15 protein-coding genes are annotated in these 13,594 nt (G+C 62.4%); 6 read left to right on the top strand and 9 right to left on the bottom strand.

Annotation, left to right across the window (positions count from 1 at the left end):
* Positions 1-352: 352 nt before the first annotated feature.
* The 3 genes from ABD819_RS07055 (at position 353) to ABD819_RS07045 (ending at position 2,277) form a co-directional block, all read left to right on the top strand.
* A complete protein-coding gene (locus tag ABD819_RS07055) occupies positions 353-658 on the top strand; it encodes a hypothetical protein (protein WP_345122486.1) in 306 nt (101 codons plus the stop codon).
* A gap of 130 nt (positions 659-788) precedes the next feature.
* Positions 789-1,796 (top strand): NAD(P)/FAD-dependent oxidoreductase, encoded by a 1,008-nt coding sequence (locus ABD819_RS07050; RefSeq protein WP_345122691.1) that lies wholly within the window; start codon positions 789-791, stop codon positions 1,794-1,796.
* A 154-nt stretch (positions 1,797-1,950) separates the two neighbouring features.
* Positions 1,951-2,277 carry a 2Fe-2S iron-sulfur cluster-binding protein gene (locus ABD819_RS07045; RefSeq protein ID WP_345122484.1) on the top strand — a complete coding sequence of 109 codons (327 nt, stop codon included), beginning with the start codon at positions 1,951-1,953 and terminating at the stop codon, positions 2,275-2,277.
* A gap of 239 nt (positions 2,278-2,516) precedes the next feature.
* On the opposite strand, the gene ABD819_RS07040 is transcribed toward ABD819_RS07045, so the two are convergent.
* From ABD819_RS07040 to ABD819_RS07025, 4 genes are all read right to left on the bottom strand, one after another.
* Entirely contained in the window at positions 2,517-2,771 is a 255-nt protein-coding gene (locus tag ABD819_RS07040; protein WP_345122482.1) for an anti-sigma factor family protein, read from the bottom strand.
* A gap of 9 nt (positions 2,772-2,780) precedes the next feature.
* The gene (locus ABD819_RS07035; protein ID WP_345122479.1) at positions 2,781-3,359 is read right to left on the bottom strand and encodes a sigma-70 family RNA polymerase sigma factor; all 579 of its coding nucleotides are present in this window, start codon (positions 3,357-3,359) and stop codon (positions 2,781-2,783) included.
* Between the two features lie 90 nt (positions 3,360-3,449).
* On the bottom strand, positions 3,450-4,223 hold the full coding sequence (locus ABD819_RS07030) for a DUF1223 domain-containing protein (RefSeq protein ID WP_345122477.1): 774 nt from the start codon (positions 4,221-4,223) through the stop codon (positions 3,450-3,452).
* A gap of 186 nt (positions 4,224-4,409) precedes the next feature.
* Positions 4,410-5,339 carry a DUF4440 domain-containing protein gene (locus ABD819_RS07025; protein WP_345122475.1) on the bottom strand — a complete coding sequence of 310 codons (930 nt, stop codon included), beginning with the start codon at positions 5,337-5,339 and terminating at the stop codon, positions 4,410-4,412.
* A gap of 165 nt (positions 5,340-5,504) precedes the next feature.
* On the opposite strand from ABD819_RS07025, the gene ABD819_RS07020 reads away from it, so the two are divergent.
* Positions 5,505-6,008, top strand: a complete 504-nt coding sequence (locus tag ABD819_RS07020) for a KdsC family phosphatase (RefSeq protein ID WP_345122473.1) — start codon at positions 5,505-5,507, stop codon at positions 6,006-6,008.
* A 130-nt stretch (positions 6,009-6,138) separates the two neighbouring features.
* Here the strand turns inward: ABD819_RS07020 and ABD819_RS07015 are convergent, their stop codons facing one another.
* Positions 6,139-6,603: a response regulator transcription factor gene (locus ABD819_RS07015; RefSeq protein ID WP_345122471.1), complete on the bottom strand. Its 465-nt coding sequence runs from the start codon at positions 6,601-6,603 to the stop codon at positions 6,139-6,141.
* A gap of 232 nt (positions 6,604-6,835) precedes the next feature.
* On the opposite strand from ABD819_RS07015, the gene ABD819_RS07010 reads away from it, so the two are divergent.
* Positions 6,836-7,489 carry a response regulator gene (locus ABD819_RS07010; RefSeq protein ID WP_345122469.1) on the top strand — a complete coding sequence of 218 codons (654 nt, stop codon included), beginning with the start codon at positions 6,836-6,838 and terminating at the stop codon, positions 7,487-7,489.
* Between the two features lie 77 nt (positions 7,490-7,566).
* Here ABD819_RS07010 and ABD819_RS07005 read toward each other — a convergent pair whose 3' ends face one another.
* Positions 7,567-8,271 carry a DUF1345 domain-containing protein gene (locus ABD819_RS07005; RefSeq protein ID WP_345122467.1) on the bottom strand — a complete coding sequence of 235 codons (705 nt, stop codon included), beginning with the start codon at positions 8,269-8,271 and terminating at the stop codon, positions 7,567-7,569.
* A 97-nt stretch (positions 8,272-8,368) separates the two neighbouring features.
* Here ABD819_RS07005 and ABD819_RS07000 point away from each other — a divergent pair, with 97 nt between their 5' ends.
* On the top strand, positions 8,369-9,859 hold the full coding sequence (locus ABD819_RS07000; protein WP_345122465.1) for a nicotinate phosphoribosyltransferase: 1,491 nt from the start codon (positions 8,369-8,371) through the stop codon (positions 9,857-9,859).
* Positions 9,860-9,959: 100 nt separating this feature from the next.
* Here the strand turns inward: ABD819_RS07000 and ABD819_RS06995 are convergent, their stop codons facing one another.
* The 3 genes from ABD819_RS06995 to purF form a co-directional block, all read right to left on the bottom strand.
* The gene (locus tag ABD819_RS06995; protein ID WP_345122464.1) at positions 9,960-10,382 is read right to left on the bottom strand and encodes a hypothetical protein; all 423 of its coding nucleotides are present in this window, start codon (positions 10,380-10,382) and stop codon (positions 9,960-9,962) included.
* 296 nt (positions 10,383-10,678) lie between these two features.
* On the bottom strand, positions 10,679-11,830 hold the full coding sequence (locus tag ABD819_RS06990) for an AIR synthase-related protein (protein ID WP_345122462.1): 1,152 nt from the start codon (positions 11,828-11,830) through the stop codon (positions 10,679-10,681).
* Between the two features lie 204 nt (positions 11,831-12,034).
* Entirely contained in the window at positions 12,035-13,537 is a 1,503-nt protein-coding gene (gene purF, locus ABD819_RS06985) for an amidophosphoribosyltransferase (protein WP_345122460.1), read from the bottom strand.
* Positions 13,538-13,594 lie beyond the last annotated feature (57 nt).

The following is a 13,594-nucleotide window of genomic DNA, read 5'->3' as shown; positions in this document are numbered from 1 at the left end:
AGTCATTACGTAGCGGAACTGCCCTCCGGCCGAAATCATGCCAGCTAAACGCACCCACCGGGCTGGTGGTACCTGGCAATAGGCAGCAGGCGAAAAATTATCGCGCTGCCTGGCCCAAACCAAATAGTTCCGGCCAACCTTCTCGTCCCCTCGCAAGAGTACCTTTGAGACTTCCACCCGTCCCAAGTCGCAGCCAATGCGTATTGATGGTGAGCTATAAACCACTTATGAATTTTAGTCATAGGTAATGGATTAGTCCAGCTTTGCTATGCACCTCATCGCGCTCCGTCCTGAATACCAACTAATGGTAGAGCCAGCCCGCAACCGCGTTTTCTACCAAAACTTTGGGCCGATGCAGACCGCTACCGACCTGCCCCACTACGAGGCCGACTGGGCAGCCGCGCTGGCCGAAATGCGCCCGGAATTCCAGATTCTCAGTGACATGCAGGTGGTAAACCAGACCAACAGTGCCCTGCTTGCCCATTTTCAGGCCGTCGAACGCCTGATTGTGGCCCACGGCGTGCATATAGTAGCCGAAGTGCATGTGCCTGGCCTTCCTACCCGCCGCCTCACCGACGAGGTAACGACCAGCCGGGCCATGCCCGTGCGCCAGTTCCTGAGCATCTGGGAGGCCGCGCACTTTCTGGACTATCTATAGGATAAGCGAATCCGGGCCAACGTTTTTGCCCTGCCAACTGTTATAAATCCGGGCGTCGTTGGCGGCACCGGCCCCGAGGCGTACCTTTGCGGCCGCTTTTCTTCAGGCACCTACTGCGTTTATGTCCAATATTATTTCAACTGATATCTGCATCATCGGGGCCGGTCCGGTGGGTTTGTTTGCTGTTTTTGAAGCCGGCCTGCTCAAGCTCCGCTGCCACGTGGTGGATGCGCTGCCCCAGCCGGGCGGCCAGCTCTCCGAAATCTACCCCAAGAAGCCGATTTACGACATTCCGGGTTTCCCCGAAATCCTGGCCGGCGACCTTGTGGACAACCTGATGAAGCAGATTGAGCCCTTCCACCCCACCTTCACGCTGGGCGAGCGGGTGGAGCGGTTTGCCAAGCTCGACGACGGCTCGTTCCAGCTCTACACCACCGACGGCACCGAAATCCAGTGCAAAGCCGTGGCCATTGCCGGCGGCCTGGGCTCCTTCGAGCCCCGCAAGCCCGCCGTGGAAAACCTGGAGCGGTTTGAGGGCGGCAAGGGCGTGCACTACATGGTGCGCGACCCCGAGCACTTCCGCGACAAGAAAATCGTGATTGCCGGCGGCGGCGACTCGGCCCTCGACTGGACTAATTTCCTCGCCAACGTAGCCGCTGATGTTACGCTCGTGCACCGCGGCACCACCTTCCGCGGCGCGGCCGACTCGGCCGAGAAAGTGCAGAAGCTGCACGAATCCGGCAAAATCAAGCTGGTGCTGAGCTCCAACGTGACGCACCTGCACGGCAACGGCAAGCTGGCCGAAGTAACCATCACCGGCAACGACGGCCGGGCCGAAACCGTGCCGCTCGACCATTTCATTCCGCTGTTCGGCCTCACGCCCAAGCTCGGCCCCATCGGCGAGTGGGGCCTGGAGCTGGAAAACGATGCCGTGAAAGTAGATACCCTCGATTACAGCACCTCCCTGCCGGGCGTGTTCGCCATTGGCGACATCAACACCTACCCCGGCAAGCTGAAGCTCATTCTCTGCGGCTTCCACGAGGCCGCGCTCATGTGCCAGGGCGCATTCAAGTACATTTACCCCGATAAGAAGTACACCCTCAAGTACACCACTGTCAACGGGGCACCTAGTATGTAGGCTGAAAAGCCGAACGTCATGCTGAGCGGAGCCGAAGCATCTCGCGTGCTGCCATTAATTCTTTCCTTGCGATTGAGTTATTACCACAGGCGAGATGCTTCGACTCCGCTCAGCATGACGTTCTTTTGTTTCAGGCAAGCACCCAACTGTTATTATGGAAGAAGATATCCGCATCTACGTCGAAGACGACGCCGGCCAACGCACTGAGCTCATCGGCCCCACCGACATGGGCCTGAGCCTGATGGAGCTATTGAAAGCCAGCGACTACGACATTCAGGCTACCTGCGGCGGCATGGCGCTCTGCGCCACCTGCCACGTGGAGGTGCTGGCCGGCCCCGCCCTGCCCGAGCCCGGCGACGACGAGCTCGACATGCTCGAAACCCTGCCCGTGGTGCACGAAGGCTCGCGCCTGAGCTGCCAGATTCGCCTCACGCCCCGCACCGATGGGCTGGTGGTACGCCTGGCCCCCACCGGCGCGTAACTGTCATTGCGAGGAGGCCCGACATCCCGCGAATCAAGCGGCGTCAATCCGCCCTCTCAAAACCACCCCCTTTTATAACGTGACAATCGAAAGCCAGCGAAGCTAAGCCCCAGTACCGCACAGTACCAGGGCTCAGCTTCGCTGGCTTTCGGTTGTCTCGTTTTTGGATGAGTAGCTGGAAACAGGAAGGACTGCGTCGTCGCCGCTTGATTCGCGGGATGCTCGCAACGACCTGCGATTTACCCCGCGGCGGCCAGCCGTTCGCGCATCCGCTGCTTGGCATTATCAGATAACACGACCTTGGAACTGGCGCGCGACGCGGCCGAGGCCCGCGCCCATTCGGCAATGAGCACGGTTTGTTTGGCGTAGCGGTTGCAGTAGGGGCAATAGTGCAGGTGCAGCCACAGGCTGGCCCGCAGGGCGCGGGCCATGGGCTGGTCGGCCTGCTTTTCCAGCAGCATCGTCGCGTTTTGACAGGTGATAAGACGTAGCATATCCAATAGTTAATTCTTGCCCAGGCCGTGCTTTTCGAGGCAGCGGCGCAGTTGCAGCTTGGCCCGATGCACGATAACCCAGTAGTTAGCCGAGCTCAAGCCGAGCTCCTGACAAATTTCTTCGGCCGATAATTCCTCCACGAAGCGCAGTGCAAACACTGCCCCCTGCTGAGGCGGCAGCCGCTCCTGGCAGCGCTGCAGAATCTCGTGCAGCTCCTGCTGTTCGAGCGCAGCATCGGCCCGAAACCAGCTGGCCGGGACTTGCTGGCCGTTCCAATGGCCATTTTCGGGAGTAAAATAATCGGCTTCGGCTGAGCCACCGTCGCTGATTTCGTCGAGCCCGACATGAGTGGCGCGGGCCTGCCGCCGGTAGTGGTCGATAATTTTGCGGCGCAGGATGATGAATAACCACGTGCGCTCCGACGCCTCGGCCCGGAAGGTGGCCAGGCCATCGAGGGCGCTCAAGAAGGTATCCTGCACTACTTCCTCGGCTATGTCGGCATCGCTCACGCGGCTCAGGGCAAAACGGTAGAGCTCGTCGCCGTAGCGGTCGGGCCACTGGGCCGGCACAGGGATTGATGGGGTCATGCGGAGCGGCAACTGGGCGATGAAAATCGCCTCGCAATATTACGCTTCGCTCAGCGAGGAATGAAAGCGGCTTGTCACGTTGCGCATTCATTATTCGCTCTTTAAGGCAACAGCGGCCGCCCCTACAATACGGCGCGAGGCAACTTCCTGCACCAGGGCCACCGCCCGCAGGTTGGCGCGCTTCCAGCTGGTGTGCAGCGCTAGCGGTGGGCTGGCGCTGAAGGTGCCATCGGCCCCTACGTGGCCCAGGGACAGCAGCTGGCGCACCACGGCCGCGTGCTGCAACAGTAGGCCCGCGTTTTCGCCCCGCCCAACCTGGGAGGCCAGGCCGCTTTCGGTGATGGCCAGCAGCACTTCGGTGGCGGGCGTGCCGGTGGGCACGCTGCTCACGCGCACCTGCGCCGCGCTGCCGCTGGTGGCCACGGTCAGCACGGCCTGCGGAGCCTTGGCGGCTTTGGCCACGATGGCGGCCAGCTCGCCGGTGCGGCTCCCCACCAACTCGTAGCGGCCGCTCACCACGGCTTGGGGCGTGTAGGAACCCGTGCCAAACCCAGCGGCGTACTGGCGCTGGCGCGCGGTGTAGGCCGGCGACGAGAAGCCGTCCTTCCAGCCCAAGCGGTTCCAGTAGTCGACGTGCTCGCCGAGGGCGATGACTTCGACCCCGGGCACCGACTGAGCCGCGGCCAGCTCGCGCAGGGTGGCATCAGCCGCCGGGCAGCTGGAGCAGCCTTCGGACGTGAATAGCTCCACTACCACCGGCACGCGCCCGGCCACGACCGGCCGGGATTTGGCCGCTGGCCGGGCCGCGACCAACACGGCCAGCAAGCCCATGAGAGACATGGTCAGAAACAATAGCGCTTTCATAAGCAGGAAGAAGTAACAGGTGAAAACCGATGGGCCGGCGCCGCTGCCACCCACCTCCTACCAGACGCCCCCGGTGGCTCAGCCTTACACTGCCCCCCCCCGTATTGACCTGGCAAAGGCATAAAAAAAGGCCTCACTGCAACCAGCGAGGCCTTCCTTACTATTTGCAGGAAATACGTACCGAGACTACTGCCCCGACTTGGCAGCCGGCAACTGGCCGGCAGTGCCCTCGGGGGTGGAGGCCGCGGCGGGAGCCATCGAGCCCGGAGTCAGGTTGAATACCTCGACCACCAGGCGCCAACCGGCGACGGCTTCGCGGCGCCAGATGCGCAGGTAGCTGCCATTTTCTTCGGGATGCTTGGCCCCGGCAGCGGCGCGGCGCAGGGTGCCCACCACATAGCCCAGGTCGCCGGCAGCGGCCAGGTAGCAGGTAGTGGCGGTGAAGAGGTAGCTGCCATCCAGGTTTTTCATGTTGGCCGAAGCCGCCGCGCCCTGCATCACCGACAGGCCGGGACGGTAGAGGCGGGCCTCGGCGCTAAGGTATTGCTGGTAGGTAGCGCCGGGCTTGAGCAGTTCGGCGGCCGCAAACTTGCGGTCGAGGTCGAGCAGGATGTTAGACGGCGCGGCACTGGGCGTAGCGACAGCGGCCAGCAGGCGCGGCTGGGCCACGGTGGCCGCGGCCGGCGCGGTACCCACGCGCTCAATACCCATGTCGACCACGAACTTAAACTTGCCATCGGGCTGCTTGCGCCACACGGTCACGTACTCGCCCGCGGCCTGCGGCCGGTTGTTCTGGAAGGTCGTCCAGGGGCCGGTGGTGTAGCCGAGGTCGCCCGTCTGGGACACATCGGCCAGCACCGGGTACCAGGCCAGGCGCTGGCCGGGCTTGGCTGGGCGGCCGGTCCACAGCTCCTGGGCATTCACCAGCTTGCCTTGTTCCGCTACCAGGCCATTGGGGGCGCTATTGGCCACGAATGCCGCCGCCGTACCAGCCTGCGCGGCTTGCGCGGCAAAAGAAGTTTCGGCTGCTTCTACGGCGGCCCGTGCCGACTGCGCCTTGGACACGCCTGGTAATAAACAGGCCAGGGCCACCCCGATAGTCAACTGATTCTTCATAGGATACAAGCAAAAGGGATTGATTAAGCTAAGATACACATTACGGGATAATCATAATTCCAATCCAATTTTCGTTTGGCGTTCTATGCCGTTCTTGCACCATGATTCGGTAACTATTATCGAAAATTCACCTCTTTTCGCTCGCCCAGCTCCACATTTGCCTTTATGAAATTATCCAACCTCACTGCCCGCGCCCGCCGAATCCGCCTGGTACTGACCGATTGCGACGGCGTGCTCACCGACGGCGGCGTGTACTATTCGGAGCGGGGCGAGGAAATGAAGCGCTTCAACATTCGGGATGGCATGGGCGTGGAGCGGCTGCGCCACCACGGCATTGCCACGGGCATTATGACGGGCGAGCTTTCACCGTCGGTGCGCACCCGCGCCGCCAAGCTAAAGATTGAAGAGCTGCACCTGGGCATTAAGGACAAGCCGGCCTGCCTGCACGAAATCCTGGCCCGCACCGGGCTCACAGCCGAGGAAGTCGCCTTCATCGGCGACGATACCAACGATGTCGAAATCCTGAGTCTGGTGGGCTTTTCGGCCTGCCCCGGCGATGCCACGTCCTTTGCCCGGGCAGTAGCCGACTTTCACTGCCAGACACCGGGCGGTCACGGCTGTTTCCGCGAGCTGGCCGAATTCATCATTGCCGCGCAGAGTGGTGAGTAAGTAGCCTACGGCACGTCATGCTGAGCGGAGCCGAAGCATCTCTACCGCATCAGTAAATGGATTACTTGCGCAGCAGAGATGCTTCGACTCCGCTCAGCATGACGTTCGGTTTTTAAAAATATTCCGCCACCTACTCCGGCAGCAGGCCCTGGCGCACGGCCAGCTTAATCAGCGCGGCGGTGTTGCGGGTATGGGTTTTGTCCATGATGTTCTGGCGGTGGGTTTCGATGGTGCGCTTACTGGTGAAAAGCTTGCTGGCGATTTCGGCATTGGTCAGGCCATCGGCCACCAGGCTGAGCACTTCCGTTTCGCCCTTGCTCGGGCCCAGGGTGGCGCGGGCGGCATCGCCGACCACGGAGCTGGTGGTGTAGTACCGCCTGAGCAGGGCCAGCCCGATAGCGGAGCCCAGAAACGGCCGCCCGCCCGCCACGGTAGTCAGGCCGTGGACCAGCTCGGTCAGAAGCGAGTTTTTGGTGAGGTAGCCGTGCGCGCCCAGCCCGGTACGCAACGCCTCCCGCGTAAGGGCGTGGCCGTCGGTGAGGAGTAATCGAATTATAGTTGCGGGTAAAGCGGGCCGTTGTGTCGAAGATATCAATTTATAAACCGGGAAAATCACCACTTATCTTGCGAGCCCCGAAAGTACAGGCACGAGCAAGCTCAGGAGTAGGCCCGACCATAAAAGCCGTATAAATCCCTTCAAAAAGCGGGAACGTCTCTCCCTGTTTGGTACAAATACGGAGGGGGTGTGCACGTACCTATTGGGGGGGGCCAACTTTGTTGGCTACTGCCCGTTTCGTCACCAATGTTCTTCTGTTCTTCTTTGCACCATGACTCGCTTACTTCTGGCTGATGACCACACTATTCTGCGCGACGGCATCCGGGCGCTGCTTTCGGCTGAGCCTGACCTGGAAGTGGTGGGCGAGGCCAGCAACGGGGCCGAGGTGCTGCATATTCTCGAAACGACACCGGTAGACGTGGTGCTGATGGACGTGCAAATGCCCGTGCTCGACGGCTTTGCCACCATGCCCGAGCTGCGCCGCCGCTTTCCCGAGGTGCGGGTGCTGGTGCTCACCATGCTCGACCACGAGAACTACGTGGCCCGCATGATGGAAGCCGGCGCGCTGGGCTACGTGCTGAAAAACGCGACCATCAGCGAAATCACGCACGCTATTCGGACGGTATCGGCCGGCAACACTTTCCTGTGCACCGAAATCGGGCTCAATATGCTGTACAAAGCCGTGAGCCAGTCGGCCAGCCAAACCGACGAAGCCGGCGGCCACACCGGGGCCGACCTCACCGCCCGCGAGCTGGAAGTGCTCAAGCTCATCGCCGAAGGAATGACCAACGGCGAGATTTCCGACAAGCTCTTCATCAGCAAGCGCACCATCGAAACCCACCGCCAGAACATCATCGCCAAGACCCAGGCCAAGAATACGGCGGCCCTCATCAAGCTGGCCGTGAGCCAGGGACTGATTTCTTAAAAGAGTTAAGAGTTGAGAGTTAAGGGTTACTGTTTTGCCAACCCCCAACTCTTAACTCGTAACTCTTAACTCTTAACTCAAATAAGCCCGCTCAGGGCGCTGATACTGAGAGCGACGATGGCGGTGTTGAAGCCGAACGAGATGATGGCGTGCAGCAGGGTGGTGCGGCGCTGGCGCTTGCCGGGAATGGTGACATCGGCGGTTTGGGCGGCCATGCCGATGGTGAAGGCGAAGTAGGCAAAATCGAGGTAATCGGGCTCGGGGTCGTCGCCGGGGAACTCCAGGCCGCCGGTGTCGCCGCCGTATCGTTCGTCCTGGTCGTAGTAAATGTGGGCGTAGTGCAGCGTGAACACGGTATGCACCAGTATCCACGATTCGAACACGGCCGCGATGCTCAGGGTGACATGCCGGGCCAGCAGCCCGCCCGACAGGGTTTTCATGGTCCCCATCAGGGCGACCACGGCCAGCAGGCTGGCCAGGGCCGCCACCAGCACGAAGATGAAGGCCAGTAGCCGGCTGGGGTCCTCGTTGTTGGCCACTTTGCGGATGCTGTCGGCATCGGCCGTGAAAATGCCGGCCCCGATGAGCAGCAGCGTGCTGGCCGCGTACACATCCCAGGCCGCTACCCAGCGGCTGATGAGCCCCGCGTCGGGCGGGGCCAGCACCCAGGCCACCGCCCCCAGCGCAACGCCCATCAGCAGCCGGTACCGGGCCGAAAGCTGGCCCACGCGGTGAACGAGGCGAAAAAGCGCGGAAGAAGCGGGCGTTGATGGCACGAACACGAGAAAAGGGATGGAGAAAGCCGGGAAAGGTAAAGACTTATCCTGCGGCGGGGGCTTCCTTTGTGGCACTTAACTACCGGCCCGCCCGCCTTTGCTCATGAATTCAGCCCCGCTCTCCGGCCTCTACGCGCCGTCGCTCGCCCTCGTTACCGATTTGTATCAGCTCACGATGGCTTACGGCTACTGGCAGCAGGGCATGCAGGACCGGGAGGCCGTGTTTCACCTGTACTTCCGCAAAGCGCCTTTTCAGGGCGGCTACGCGGTGGCGGCCGGGCTGGCGCTGGCCGTGGACTGGGTCGAAAACCTGCATTTTTCCGACGATGACCTGGCCTACCTCGGCAGCCTGCGCGGCAGCAAAGGCACGGCCATGTTCCCGCCCGAGTTCCTGGAATACCTGCGCCAGCTGACATTCACCTGCGACATCGATGCCATTCCGGAAGGCACCGTGGTATTCGGCAACGAGCCGCTGCTGCGGGTGCGCGGGCCGCTGCTGCAAGCCCAGCTGCTGGAAACGGCCCTGCTCACGCTCATCAACTTCCAAACCCTGGTGGCCACCAAGGCGGCCCGCATCCGCGAAGCCACTGGCCCGGCCGACCAGATTCTGGAGTTCGGACTGCGCCGCGCCCAGGGCTTCGATGGCGGCCTGGGGGCCAGCCGGGCCGCCTACCTCGGCGGGGCCGATGCCACCAGCAACGTGCTGGCCGGGCAGCGTTTCGGCATTCCGGTGCGCGGCACCCACGCCCACAGCTGGGTGCAGGCGTTTGGCGATGAAGCGCAGGCGTTTTCGGCCTACGCGCAGGCTTTCCCCGACGACTCGGTGTTTCTGGTCGATACTTACGATACCATTGAGGGCGTGCGCCAGGCCATTAAGGTGGCCCGCGGCATGCGCGCCAACGGCCACGAGCTGGCTGGCATCCGGCTCGATTCGGGTGATTTGGCCTACCTCAGTCGGGAGGCGCGGGCGGTGCTCGACGAGGCCGGCTTCACGGAAACGCGCATCGTGGCCAGCAACGATTTGGAGGAAAACCTCATCACCAGCCTCAAGCAGCAGGGGGCCCGCATCGATACCTGGGGCGTGGGCACCCAGCTCGTGACGGCCTACAACCAGGCCGCGCTGGGGGGCGTGTACAAGCTGGCCGCCCTGCGCAAGGCCGACGATTCGGGCTGGGATTTCACCCTCAAGCTCTCCGAGCAGGTGGCCAAAACCAGCATCCCCGGCATCCTGCAGGTGCGCCGCTACCTGAACGAGTACGGCAAGCCCCGCGCCGACATGCTCTACAACACCGCCGAGCCCCTCCCCGACCACCTCACCATCGTCGACCCGCTTGACCTCACCCGCCGCCTGACCATCAAGCCCGAAACCAGGTTTCGCGAGCTGCTGGAGCCCGTATTTCAGCGCGGTAAGCGCGTGCTCGACCTGCCGACCCTGACCGAAAGCCGCGCCCTCGCCCAGCGCGAAGTGCAGAGCCTCGACCCCGGCATCCGCCGCTTCCTCAACCCGCACACCTTCCCCGTGGGCCTCGAAATGAGCCTCTACGAGTACCGCACCCAGCTGATTCTGGAGAAGCGCCCGGTGCGCGGGGCGTAGGGGCGGGGCTTGTCCCCGCCCCCCGTTGAACGGGAATCGTGGCAACGGCGCGAACGACGGGCGGGGGCAAGCCCCGCCCCTACCTACCCCGTCCAAACACTTACGCCAGCCGCGTGGTCGGCACCTCGCAGCGGCCGATGGCCAGCAGCCAATCCTCGCCCCAGCGGGTGAGGCGGTATACCCGGCGTGGGCCTTCGTAGGCTCCGCGCAGCAGGCCGATGCGGACCAGCTCGGCGTGGGCACGGCTGCCCGCTACCCGCGCTACACCGGCGGCGCGGGCCAGGTCGTGGGCCGTTTGGGCTTCGTGCTGCATAAACTGGTAGAGCATTCGTACCCGACTGGCGCGGCTCAGGCGGTTGCGGCCGGGCAGCAGGGGGGCGAGGTAGTCATCGAGGCGGCGCAGTACCTGGCCGGGCTCAAACCGATTGGCATCGGCAGCGGCGGGCGGCAGGTCGCGCCGGGCAATACGGGCCGCCAGGCCTTCCAGCAAGGGCTCGACGGTAGTCACAGCGGGTTCTTTCATCGGGCAGGGCTTTGGGTCAGGTTCGGCAGTGCTAAGATATGCCTGCTTTTTCTGCCGATGTACTACTTAACGCTTACAATGTTCCAGACTGCATTGGCAATAGGCTACTAATTGCCAGTTGGGGACCTATCTGTTTTCTTGTCAGACTACTTAATCGCATAAGTAGCTCTGCTTTAGTTATTGATAGTCTGCTGCCTGCACTGAATGTACTGCCCTTTATCGAAATCATACCTAAAACCCGGCCCGATGTATCATCCTGGCCGGGTTTTGGGTCGAATTTGTGAATCAGCAGTGCTCTACGCGTACCGCAGCTCGCCCGCGCCCACGCGCAGCGTCACGCCGGGTTCGGCGGTGAGGCGGCCGGCCACTTGGGTATCGTAGCCGCTGGCTTGCAGCGAGGCCACCACGCCAGCGGCCGAAGCTTCTTCCGTCACAATGAGCATACCGGTGCCCATGTTCCAGTAGAGATAGGCGGTTTCGGGGCTGATGTCGCCGATTTCCATCAGGCGCTGCATGGCGGGCAGGGGCTCGAAGAGGTTGTCGAGCACCGCGCCGAGGCCGTTTTTGAGCACCCGCGAGAAGTTATCGGCCACGCCGCCGCCGGTGATGTGGGCGATGCCGTGCAGCGGCAAACCCGCATCGAGCAGGGCCGTGATGCCGGGCGAATAGATGAGCGAAGGCGCGAGCAGGGCCTCGCCCCAGGTTTTGGGTTCAGTTAAAAGTGAAGAGTTAAAAGTTAAAAGCTCATCGTGGCCTTTTAACTCTTCACTTTTAACTTTTAACTCAAACGGAGCTTCGTGCCAGTCATCGCCAAATACCTTTTGCAGGGTTTTGCGGGCCAGCGAGTAGCCGTTGGAGCGAAACGAGGGCGAGCGCAGGGCCACCACGACGTGGCCGGCCCGGGCGGTTTTGCCGCTCAGGGGCTGGGCCAGGCTGGGGTGCAGCACCCCGATGGCCGTGGAGCACCAGTTGAAGTTCATCTTCGCGCCCGGCCAGCCGCCGATGCGGTTGCCCAGCTCCGCGATTTCACCGCCGGTGATGGCGATTTGGGTAAAGTTGGCGGCGTCGTGCAGGCCGCGCATCAGTTGGTCCACCACGTCGTAGTCGAGGTGGTTCACGTCGATGATGTTGGAGAGGTTGGTGGGCACGAAGCCGGCGGCGATGAGGTCGTCGGCCGTCATGGCGATGAGGTCGTAGCCGAGGGTATCGTACTTATTGAGGCGCTCGGCCACTTCAATCTTGGTCCCGATGCCGTCGGAGCTGATGCCGAGGCGCTCGCTGCCGAAGCGGATTTCGTTGGAGAAGCCGCCGTCGAGGTCCTGAGCGGGCTCGCCGGGCTTGCCGGCGCGGTTGGCGAAGGTTTTTTTCGACCAGCTGTAGGCGTTGCGGGAGGCGGCGTTGCCTTCTTCGATGGAGTAGCCGGCGGGGTTGGCGGGGGAAGTGGACATGATGTTGGAACGACAACTCCCCTCCTCAGATGAGGAGGGGATGTTCGCGCTTTAGCGCGAACGGGGGTGGTTGAATTCGTTGAACGATGGCGAAACGATACAGCACAAACAACGGCCCCTGACGGCGCGGACGGCGTCAACCACCCCAGCGTCCGCCTCGCGGCCACGTCCCCTCCTCATCTGAGGAGGGGAGTTTCGTTCTGCTTAATGCTCCGTCGGCTCGGGTGCCTTGGCGCTCACCGACAGGTTTTTCTTACCTTTTTTATCGCCCCGGTGGCTGGCCCGCTCCTCCTGCACGTGGCGCAGGTAGTGGGTCACGTCGCCCGTCGGGTATTTGCCCGAGAAGCAGGCGAAGCAGCTGCCGCCGTGGTCCTGGTCTTCGGCAAACAGCTCCTCCAAATCTTCCAAATCCTGGTAGATAACCTTGTCGGCTTCGATGTAGCGGCAGATTTCGTCCTCCGTGTAGTTGGCCGCGATGAGCTCGGTGCTCATGGCCATGTCGATGCCGTAGATGCAGGGCGACACGATGGGCGGGGCGCTGGAAATGAAGTACACCTCGGTGGCCCCGGCCTCGCGCAGCAGCCGCACAATGCGGCGCGAGGTGGTGCCGCGCACGATGCTGTCATCCACCACGGCCACTTTTTTGCCCTCCACAAACTCACGGATGGGGTTGAGCTTTTTCTTCACCACGTCCTCGCGCCCGGCCTGGGTGGGCACGATGAACGAGCGGCCCATGTGGTTGTTTTTCACCAGGGCGCGGCGGTAGGGCACCCCAATGGCCTCGGCCAGGCCGGAAGCGGCGAAGTAGCCGCTGCTGGGCACGTCAATCACCATGTCGGGCTTCAGGCCGGCATCGGCCACCTTGCGGGCCAGGCGCTTGCCCAGGCGCACCCGCTCGCGGGCCACCAGCCGGCCGTGAATCACGGAGTCTTCGCGGGCAAAATAGATGTGCTCAAACGCGCAGAAGTGCTTCGGCACCGCGTACGGGTTTTTGTAATGCACCTGGAAGTTGTTGTCGATAAAGATGGCCTGGCCCGGCCCCACGTTCTTGATGAACTTAAAGTCAAGGTAATCGAAGCAGGTGCTTTCCGAGACGAAGGCGAACACCGGGCCGGCGGGCGTGTCGCGACGGCCCAGCACCAGCGGCCGGATGCCCAGCGGGTCGGTGAAAGCCAGCAGGCCGTGCCCGGCGATGATGGTGATGGTGGCGTAGGCCCCCTTCACCAGCTCCTGGGTGGTTTCCACGGCATCGAAAATATCCACCACCGAGAGGTGGTCGAGGTCTTTCACGCGCAGCTCCGAGGCGAAGGTGTACATGATAAGCTCCAGGTCGTTGGTGGTTTTGGGCAGCACGTGGTACTTCTCATGCAGGCGCTTGGCCACCTCGCGGAAGTTGATGACGTTGCCATTATGCACCATGGCCAGGCCAAACGGGTAGCTGGTGGTGAAGGGCTGGGCGAGGTCCGAGTCATTCGCCCCCTGCGTGGTGTAGCGCACGTGGCCGATGCCGGTGTGGCCCTTCAGCTTCTTCACATGCTTGGGCTTGAACACGTCGTTGACGAGCCCCTGCCCTTTGTGCAAGTGGAAAGAATCGTCGAACGTGGCGATGCCGGCCGCATCCTGCCCCCGGTGCTGGAGGGCGGTGAGGCCGACAATCATATCGGCCGCAACATTATCGGGACCGTGAAAACCTACTATTCCGCACATAAGCTTCGATTTTTTACTTGTCAATAGGAACGTCATGCCGAGCGCAGTCGAGGCATC

The organism is Hymenobacter antarcticus, assembly GCF_039539545.1.
Taxonomy (GTDB): Bacteria; Bacteroidota; Bacteroidia; order Cytophagales; family Hymenobacteraceae; genus Hymenobacter; species Hymenobacter antarcticus.
The sequence above is the reverse complement of the archived record's forward strand: the minus strand, read 5'-3'. Positions and strand labels throughout refer to the sequence as shown.

What these genes read in the sequence shown, in the direction of transcription:
- ABD819_RS07020 (WP_345122473.1), top strand. Translation starts at nt 5,505, where the DNA reads ATGAAATTATCCAACCTCACTGCCCGCGCCCGCCGAATCCGCCTGGTA.
- ABD819_RS07025 (WP_345122475.1), bottom strand. Translation starts at nt 5,339, where the DNA reads ATGAAGAATCAGTTGACTATCGGGGTGGCCCTGGCCTGTTTATTACCA.
- ABD819_RS07010 (WP_345122469.1), top strand. Translation starts at nt 6,836, where the DNA reads ATGACTCGCTTACTTCTGGCTGATGACCACACTATTCTGCGCGACGGC.
- ABD819_RS07045 (WP_345122484.1), top strand. Translation starts at nt 1,951, where the DNA reads ATGGAAGAAGATATCCGCATCTACGTCGAAGACGACGCCGGCCAACGC.
- ABD819_RS07055 (WP_345122486.1), top strand. Translation starts at nt 353, where the DNA reads ATGCAGACCGCTACCGACCTGCCCCACTACGAGGCCGACTGGGCAGCC.
- purF (WP_345122460.1), bottom strand. Translation starts at nt 13,537, where the DNA reads ATGTGCGGAATAGTAGGTTTTCACGGTCCCGATAATGTTGCGGCCGAT.
- ABD819_RS06995 (WP_345122464.1), bottom strand. Translation starts at nt 10,382, where the DNA reads ATGAAAGAACCCGCTGTGACTACCGTCGAGCCCTTGCTGGAAGGCCTG.
- ABD819_RS07040 (WP_345122482.1), bottom strand. Translation starts at nt 2,771, where the DNA reads ATGCTACGTCTTATCACCTGTCAAAACGCGACGATGCTGCTGGAAAAG.
- ABD819_RS07000 (WP_345122465.1), top strand. Translation starts at nt 8,369, where the DNA reads ATGAATTCAGCCCCGCTCTCCGGCCTCTACGCGCCGTCGCTCGCCCTC.
- ABD819_RS07030 (WP_345122477.1), bottom strand. Translation starts at nt 4,223, where the DNA reads ATGAAAGCGCTATTGTTTCTGACCATGTCTCTCATGGGCTTGCTGGCC.
- ABD819_RS06990 (WP_345122462.1), bottom strand. Translation starts at nt 11,830, where the DNA reads ATGTCCACTTCCCCCGCCAACCCCGCCGGCTACTCCATCGAAGAAGGC.
- ABD819_RS07035 (WP_345122479.1), bottom strand. Translation starts at nt 3,359, where the DNA reads ATGACCCCATCAATCCCTGTGCCGGCCCAGTGGCCCGACCGCTACGGC.